Here is a 7,193-nt window from a genome sequence, read left to right as displayed (position 1 = left end):
AAGGTAAGATTGTTCACGTCGGGGGCTTAGTTTTTGTTGGTGTGAGAGCTTACATTTTCTAAGATCCTCGACTCCTTTTCCAGCCGGTCAGATTTTTTCTACACCCTTAAATGCGAAGAGCCAAAAATGGTCGAGTGAATGATTACTACGAAGTGACCTTTAAAACCGCATGTGCGCAAGGCGTGGGGTTCAGGGCCATTGAAGTAGATCCAGGCACCTGGATTGAAATAGATAACTTGTATGACCTGCGTATCGCGTCCTATCAGTTTTCCGAGCACAAGCATGCGCTGCTTTCCAGCCAGCATGGGGGCTATTGGCGTTTTCCGGTGACCGACCACGCCCTGATCTATAACTTGCACTTTCCGCCTGCGGGCCTGAAGAAGCTGATGGTTGATCGCTTTGCTGATATTGCCCTCAACTATCCGGCCTCGTCAGGTGCAAGTCTGCCGCTTTTGTCGGACTTCCTCGGGGTGCCTGCCGACAACCTGGTGATTGCCAATGGCGTCTCGGAAATCATTCGCCTGTTGCCCAGGATTTTTTCCGGCAATGTGCTGGTGTTCGAGCCGTCGTTCAACGAGTTCGCCAATGCCTTCCCCGTGGAGCGTGTCACGACGATCAGGCTGACAGCACACAATCAGTTTGCGCTGGATATCGAGCAGACGCTGCGCGTTATCGAACAGCGGCAGCCGGAGGCGATTGTGCTGGTGACGCCGAATAATCCCACAGGCGGGCTGATTTCCAGGGACACGATCCTGGAACTCTACAGACGTACCCAGGATCAGGCGCCTTATCTGATTGTGGACGAGTCATTTCTCGATTTTGCCGGCGATGCACGGGATCAATCGTTGCTCCATGACCTTCTGGCTTGGCCAAGAGTCATTGTGCTGCGAAGCATGAGCAAAACCTTCGGTATTGGCGGCCTACGGCTGGGTTACGCGGCGAGTGCGGACCAGGACTGGCTGAACGCGCTACGCAAGGAGCTGCCGATCTGGAACATCAATGGTTTTGCCGAGGAGTTCATGCTCAACCTGCCGCAATATCGTAAAGAGTATGCCGCCAGTTGCGCCCAGGTGCGGCGCGAGACGGATGGGCTGGTTGCGCAGCTGCGTGAAATCGAGGCCCTCGAGGTGTTCGCTACCGCCAGCAATTTTGTGTTGTGCCGGTTGAAGCCGGGCTACCCATCGGCCCCGGAACTGGCGGCATTACTGGTTGATGACTTCAGTATTTTCATCAAGGAATGCAGCGGCAAAGTGATGGATGACGCCGACCGATACCTGCGCATCTCCTCCAGGAATCGCGAGCAGAACGACAGGCTGGTGGACGCGTTGAAACACGTATTGCTTTTGGACGACTACACGCCGTCCCTTGGCCCCTGTGTCGGCCTGTCCCGCCTGCCCCTCAGCCAAGATGCAGCGCTCAGCGAGTGAGGACCCATGAACCCGATTGATTGCATGCAAAGGGCAATTGAACTGGCGCAACTGGGCCTGTATTCCACCAGCCCCAATCCACGGGTCGGCTGCGTGATTGTCAATCAGGGGCGCATTGTCGGCGAGGGCTGGCATGTCAGGGCCGGGCACGCCCATGCTGAAGTGCATGCGTTGCGCCAGGCGGGCGCCGCTGCTGCCGGGGCGACGGCCTATGTGACGCTGGAGCCTTGCTGCCACTTCGGCTCCACGCCGCCCTGTGCCGATGCCCTGATCAACGCCGGGGTGAAACAGGTGGTGATCGCCATGGTCGACCCTAACCCGCAGGTTGCAGGCCAGGGTGTCAGGCGCCTGCGTGCTGCTGGCATCAGCGTCGCATTCGGCCTGCTGGAGCAACAGGCCCGGCAGCTCAATCGAGGGTTTATCAAACGCATGGTCACCGGCCTGCCGCTGGTGCGGGTGAAAATGGGCATCAGCCTGGATGGCCGAACCGCCATGCACAGCGGTGAAAGCCAGTGGATCACAGGGCCGGTGGCGCGGGCAGAAACCCAGCGCCTACGGGCGCAGTCGAGTGCCGTTATCACCGGCGCCGACACGGCCCTGCGGGACCAGGCGCGACTGACGGTGCGCAAGGCCGAGTTGCAACTGGAAGAGTCCCAGGCCTGCCTGGCCATGGAACGCCCACCCCTGCGCGTGCTGATCGACAGCCAAAGGCGAGTGCCCCATGACGCCGCCTTTTTTAGCGCCGGCCCGGCGTTGGTGGCAACCACCTCGATCTCACTGACTGATCCGGGCGAGGGCCAGGAGTTACTGATGTTTGATGCGGTCGACGGGCAGGTGCCGCTTGAAGCATTGCTCAAGACCTTGGCAAGCCGTGGCGCAAATGAGGTGCTGATCGAAGCCGGTTCGCGGCTGGTGGCGGCGTTTGCGCGCTTGAACCTGGTGGATGAATACATATTCCATATCGCGGCCAAGTTTCTGGGCTCCACGGCCAAGCCGGCGCTGGACTGGCCGATCGACCATCTGGGGGACGCGGTGAAGCTTGAGTTCACCAGCGTCAAACCTTTGGGGGATGATCTGTGTGTGATTGCACGGCCAGTGGGGGCTGCGTGAAAGGGCTTGGGTCGTTACCGCCATGGTCTGTAGTCCAGATTTGATGCGGGAAGTACTGCTTGCTGGTGGAGCGTCGTTTGTCTGCTCCTGAAATTTGCGTACGAGTAGGAGCTTTCCTGTTTTCATGTAGCCCCATCTTTGATAGCACGGCGTTTGCTACTTTTGCGTAAAAAATATGCGGAGATAGGTTGTGCCCGAAGGCTTCGAGGATACGTTGGGCGGGCAGCGAGGCATCATTTTCTTCAAAGACTTTTGGCGTCGAGGCAACGAGACGTTTGGCAATCGCAGTGGTGACCACATTGATCTGTGGAATGGGCGGCGGTTGACGGATTGGCTGAGCTACCCGCGTATTCAACTGGGTTTTTCGATTGAGGGAACATTCTCGGATTATCACGAGTCCAGGGAGATTTGGTTTTGGAAGGTTTTATGAGGGTGGTTAAGGGCGTGGTATTTGTAGTTTTGGTGGTCGCCGTGGCAGTTGCGGTGTTTAACGGGGTGGTTGTGGCGGCTTCGGCTTACTTTGGGCCGTTTTACGAGAGTGATGCGGATCAGAGTCGGAATTTTGGGATTTGGTTGGTGGGGAATGGGGTGGTGGTGGTAGTTTCAGTGTTAGCTGGAGTTGTTTGGTACCGTCGGCGTTTGCTTAGGGGGTAGAGGGGCACCATACCTGTTGAGTCTTAACGGAGGAGCAATCATGAACTACGACGAAAAACTGATTGAAGACGCCGTGCTCGCCCTGTTGGCGGCCTTCAGTTCAGACAAAGGCAATACCTGGAAAGGTTTCGATTTCGAGATCATGAACCGATTGCATGAACAGGGCTTCATCAGTGACCCGGTGAACCGGAACAAATCGGTATGGTTGACGGAAGAGGGACTGGAGCGAGGTCGGCAGCTGGCCGGCCGGTTGTTTGGGGGGAGCGGATCCAACCCGGAGAGCTGACTTCATATGACGGGCGCGCTGGGTGGGGAGGCAGGTGTAGGCGGGCAGCTCAAGGGGCCCGGGGAAATTCTGCCACCTTCACCCCATCTGCTCGAACCGCCGCCGCTTGAGGAACAACCCCACCCCCAGTGCAACGGCAAAGATCGACAGCAGCCCCAGGTCAAACCCAAATAAACGGATGTGGCTCGCAGCCACGCAGCCGACCGCCCCAATCGTTACCAGCAGCATCCCTAGCCATTTGCGAAGCGGGTACGACTTAAGAAACCGATCGAGCAGAAAGAACAGCACCAGGGCAATGACCAGTTGGGTAATGTCAGACATGTGTTTCTCCCGTCAGGTCTTGATGATCAGGGTCGAGGCGCTACGTTGCGGGCCGATGCCGCCATTCACCTGCGCCTCGATGCTGACCAGTACGTCGCCTGCATGATAGGTGGGCAGGGTTTCATTCACATACATGCGCACACCGGCGCCGATAGGGGCACCCACGTAAGGGGAGGCGACATAAGAGGTGGCGCCAGCGAAGGCCGAGGCCGCGAGGTTAGCGATCTTGGTGCGTTGGGCATTGAGAACATCGCCCTGTTGCCGGGTCAGCGGCTTGGAGATACCGATCATCATCAGGCACGGCAGGTTCTTGGCCAGCATCTTGTCGTACACCTCGACGACCTTGCGGTTGACCTCATAGTGGGCGCTTTTCGCTTCACCAAAATGCAGCTCGCCCAGGCGTCCGCGTTCGCTGTCGGTGAGGGTGATCTGCGAGACGTTGAACACGATCCCGTGATTGCCCATGTATTGGAAAGTCCCTTCAAACTTCATTGCACGCATCCTTTCGAGCCAAAGGTGGGGATTGTCTAGAAGGCGCGCGCTGGATTCAAATCATTTCACCTGCCTGGCAAATCGCAGGCAAGCCAGCTCCCACATTTGATGGCGTACACCCGTTGAGTCAGCACCGCCTGCGGTAAAACGACCTTGGTTTTTACCGGCCGATCAACCCAGCAGGTGCTTGGAAATCAGCCTGGAGATTTCCACCATCGAGGTCTTGCCCGTGAACTCGAACTTCACTTTGCCCAGCGACGAAAAGTAGATCTCCAGCTCCGAATCCAGGTCGAACGTGCCGGAAGTTTCCACCGAGTACGCAACGATGTTTTTGTAGGGCAGGGAGGTGAAGTCTTTCTTGCTGCCGGTGATGCCTTGCACGTTCACGGCGATGATGCGCTTGTTGGTGAATACCACCCCGTCGCGCATGGCTTTGTAGGCATCGACCACGTGTTCGTCATCGAGCAGCAGGGAGGCAACGCGTTCGGCGTATTCATTGTTTTGCTTGAGCTTGAAGAAGCCTTTGTTGTTGAAGTCGATCATTGGGTGGTCCTTGTGGTGGGGAGGGTGCGTTATCGTTGGCGACTTTTATCGAGCAAGCTCGTTCCTACAGTGGTTGGACGGTCGGGGTGGTTACATGTTCAGCGTGCCATAACGTTGACGATCACATGCAGGATGAAGGCGGGTTCATAGCAGGGGTGGCCTTGTGCATCCTCGATTCGCCAGATTGAAGTGACAGTGCAGGTCTCCCTCGGGGCGGCGAACTCTACGCTGAGGTGCACCGGTTGGCCGGGCAGTGTTTCGGCGATGGGGATTTCGTTGCTGAGGCAACGCAGGTGTGTGTTCATCACCACCTCCAAGGGCGTACCCGTTTCGCTGCGCCGGGCGATGACGTATTCGCCGTCTACCCGTACCAGTCGGCGCCCGCGCCAGGGCCGGGTGCCCAGGTTCTGGATTTCCCAGGTTTTTTGAAAGACCTCCCCAGGCAGCACGACGGTTTGATCAGGTGTAGTGACATCTGCGTTGAACACGGCGATATCGCATGGGTCATTAAGGCCAATCGCTCGATTGGTGCTGGCCGTTGAGTAGCTATCGGCAGGAGCTCCCGTGAGGTCGGCGAAGTAGCGGAACAGCAATAGCGGTGATACCTGCAGCGCCTTGGCCAGCTTGATCAGTGTGCGTACCGAAGGGTCTTGAGAGACACCCCCTGCGAGGCCATAGAGATAAGTTCTGGAGATGCCGGACTCCTTGGCCAGAGTCGTCATGGGCTTACCCAGCTCCCGGCTACGCCTCACGATTAATGCTCGGAGTGTGTCGCGTGTTTTTATATTCATCTTCAGTTATTGATCTCCAATCCTTGGTGGCGATCGCTATCTTGTCCGCCAAAAAGGACAACCTGCTCGCCGCTACGTGTTTCGCGCAATGCAGACTGGCAACCTGCTGGCGATGTTGTGAAGGGCATGGATAGGTTATCCCGATGGTCACCCATATCCAGTGTCGTAGTTTCTCGCATGTTGTCAGAAGCTCGTATTTATTTCGTCAACCCTTGCCCCGACCAGGTGCTAACGGGATTTTGTCGTCGTCAGGCAATCAACTTGAACCGCACCGTAAATGCACGCCACACCAGCTTCGGTAATCAACCTATTCAGCTGCTTTGATATTACGGCGGGATTGAACACTTCATGTCTCCTTACTTCAGTGCCCTCTATCTAGAAGGCTTGCTCTTGGGCATCGGACTGTTCGCCGCCCCCGGCCCGAAAGACACCTTGGTCATACGCCAAGGTGTCAGCCGTGGCCCAGTCTGGAGTGTGGTCGCGGTCTGTGTGGTATCCGACGTTATCCTTATCGCCCTCGGCATCACGGGATTAGGCTCTTTGCTCGGCAGCCAGCCGAGTGTGGTGGCTCTCCTGTTGCTGTCGGGCGCGGGGTATCTGTTGTGGTTTGGCGGGCAGCGTTTGATGGCGTGCGTGCGCAATCAGTCGATGCCGGATACCCGGGGCGGTAGCTCACAACGGGGGTTGCTGCGCAGTGCGATGGTTCTCGGGTTTGCCAACCCTTACGCCTGGCTAGACACTGTGGTGCTAATCGGCTCTATCGGTGCCGCCAAGCCCGTTGGTCAGCAAATGCTGTTTGCGACAGGGGCGATGACGGCTTCGTTACTGTGGTTTGTAGCGTTGGCGCTAGGCTGTCAACGGTTGACGGAGTTGTTTCGGTCGTCGGTGGTCTGGCGTTGCCTGGATGCAGGCGTGGCGATACTGATGGTGTATCTGGCTGTGATGCTGGTTACCGACTCACTGGATGTCTTTCAAGTAGTCCTTGAGGGTGGTTAGCGGTACTTGCAGGGCGTTGAGGTCAGTGACGTTTTGCACGTCCGCGGACAGTTTTTGCAGCTCACGGCCCAGCACGGTCTCGGCACCACCCACGGCGTTCAGTGCCTGGTCAATGCACTCATTGAGCTTGAGTTGAATAGCCGTCAGATTTTCCTGGCGCACCAACAGCCCAAACACCTCCCGCTCATACCCATCCATGACCAGATCGTCGCGCAGAATCGGGCTGCCGTCTTCGGTCTCATGCACCAGCTTGAGGGCGAACAGAGCAACGGCTTCGAGTGTCAATTCCATGGTCCTGGTTCCTCGACTGTCGGGTGCGGTGGGCGATGATCACTTTTCTGCAGGCGAAAAAAAAGACCTTGAATTTCAAGGTCTTTTTTTAAGATGGTGCCCCGAGGGAGACTCGAACTCCCACTCCTTTCGAAAACGGATTTTGAATCCGCCGCGTCTACCAATTCCGCCATCAGGGCTCAATGGCGGCGAAGTATAGAGAGGTGATTACCGTTGGTCAATCACGTTTCATGGTCTATTTTCACTATTTCCGCTAGACTTCCCGGCCCTGCTAGACGAACC

At 57.0% G+C, this 7,193-nt stretch carries 11 protein-coding genes and 1 tRNA gene; 6 read left to right on the top strand and 6 right to left on the bottom strand.

What is annotated here, in order from left to right; genetic code table 11:
* Nucleotides 1–134 precede the first annotated feature (134 nt).
* The 5 genes from BLL38_RS23485 to BLL38_RS23465 all read left to right on the top strand — a co-directional run bounded on the left by BLL38_RS23485 (nucleotide 135) and on the right by BLL38_RS23465 (nucleotide 3,477).
* On the top strand, nucleotides 135–1,427 hold the full coding sequence (locus BLL38_RS23485) for a pyridoxal phosphate-dependent aminotransferase (RefSeq protein ID WP_076964524.1): 1,293 nt from the start codon (nucleotides 135–137) through the stop codon (nucleotides 1,425–1,427).
* Between the two features lie 6 nt (nucleotides 1,428–1,433).
* Nucleotides 1,434–2,537, top strand: coding sequence for a bifunctional diaminohydroxyphosphoribosylaminopyrimidine deaminase/5-amino-6-(5-phosphoribosylamino)uracil reductase RibD (gene ribD / locus BLL38_RS23480; RefSeq protein ID WP_076964523.1), 1,104 nt, complete (start codon nucleotides 1,434–1,436; stop codon nucleotides 2,535–2,537).
* Between the two features lie 190 nt (nucleotides 2,538–2,727).
* Nucleotides 2,728–2,967, top strand: a complete 240-nt coding sequence (locus tag BLL38_RS23475) for a T6SS effector amidase Tae4 family protein (RefSeq protein ID WP_090412788.1) — start codon at nucleotides 2,728–2,730, stop codon at nucleotides 2,965–2,967.
* The gene (locus BLL38_RS31500) at nucleotides 2,964–3,191 is read left to right on the top strand and encodes a hypothetical protein (RefSeq protein ID WP_076964522.1); all 228 of its coding nucleotides are present in this window, start codon (nucleotides 2,964–2,966) and stop codon (nucleotides 3,189–3,191) included. Before BLL38_RS23475 ends, BLL38_RS31500 begins: the two co-directional genes overlap by 4 nt.
* Nucleotides 3,192–3,231: 40 nt before the next feature.
* Nucleotides 3,232–3,477, top strand: a complete 246-nt coding sequence (locus BLL38_RS23465) for a DUF6429 family protein (RefSeq protein ID WP_076964521.1) — start codon at nucleotides 3,232–3,234, stop codon at nucleotides 3,475–3,477.
* Between the two features lie 78 nt (nucleotides 3,478–3,555).
* Here BLL38_RS23465 and BLL38_RS23460 read toward each other — a convergent pair whose 3' ends face one another.
* The 4 genes from BLL38_RS23460 to BLL38_RS23445 form a co-directional block, all read right to left on the bottom strand.
* Nucleotides 3,556–3,798: a hypothetical protein gene (locus tag BLL38_RS23460; RefSeq protein ID WP_076964520.1), complete on the bottom strand. Its 243-nt coding sequence runs from the start codon at nucleotides 3,796–3,798 to the stop codon at nucleotides 3,556–3,558.
* 12 nt (nucleotides 3,799–3,810) lie between these two features.
* Nucleotides 3,811–4,290 (bottom strand): hypothetical protein, encoded by a 480-nt coding sequence (locus BLL38_RS23455; protein WP_076964519.1) that lies wholly within the window; start codon nucleotides 4,288–4,290, stop codon nucleotides 3,811–3,813.
* A 171-nt stretch (nucleotides 4,291–4,461) separates the two neighbouring features.
* Complete coding sequence (locus tag BLL38_RS23450; protein ID WP_076964518.1) at nucleotides 4,462–4,833, bottom strand: PH domain-containing protein; 372 nt, start codon at nucleotides 4,831–4,833, stop codon at nucleotides 4,462–4,464.
* 98 nt (nucleotides 4,834–4,931) lie between these two features.
* Nucleotides 4,932–5,624, bottom strand: a complete 693-nt coding sequence (locus BLL38_RS23445) for an NBR1-Ig-like domain-containing protein (RefSeq protein WP_076964517.1) — start codon at nucleotides 5,622–5,624, stop codon at nucleotides 4,932–4,934.
* 348 nt (nucleotides 5,625–5,972) lie between these two features.
* Between BLL38_RS23445 and BLL38_RS23440 the strand changes: the two genes are divergently transcribed.
* Entirely contained in the window at nucleotides 5,973–6,620 is a 648-nt protein-coding gene (locus tag BLL38_RS23440) for a LysE/ArgO family amino acid transporter (protein WP_076964516.1), read from the top strand.
* Here BLL38_RS23440 and BLL38_RS23435 read toward each other — a convergent pair.
* Both BLL38_RS23435 and BLL38_RS23430 read right to left on the bottom strand, forming a co-directional pair.
* Complete coding sequence (locus tag BLL38_RS23435) at nucleotides 6,582–6,911, bottom strand: hypothetical protein (protein ID WP_076964515.1); 330 nt, start codon at nucleotides 6,909–6,911, stop codon at nucleotides 6,582–6,584. The genes BLL38_RS23440 and BLL38_RS23435 overlap by 39 nt on opposite strands.
* A gap of 94 nt (nucleotides 6,912–7,005) precedes the next feature.
* Nucleotides 7,006–7,090, bottom strand: a tRNA-Leu gene (locus BLL38_RS23430).
* Nucleotides 7,091–7,193: the final 103 nt, after the last annotated feature.

Origin of the sequence: Pseudomonas gessardii (assembly GCF_001983165.1) — a bacterium.
Lineage (GTDB): Bacteria > Pseudomonadota > Gammaproteobacteria > Pseudomonadales > Pseudomonadaceae > Aquipseudomonas > Aquipseudomonas gessardii.
The sequence above is the reverse complement of the archived record's forward strand: the minus strand, read 5'-3'. Positions and strand labels throughout refer to the sequence as shown.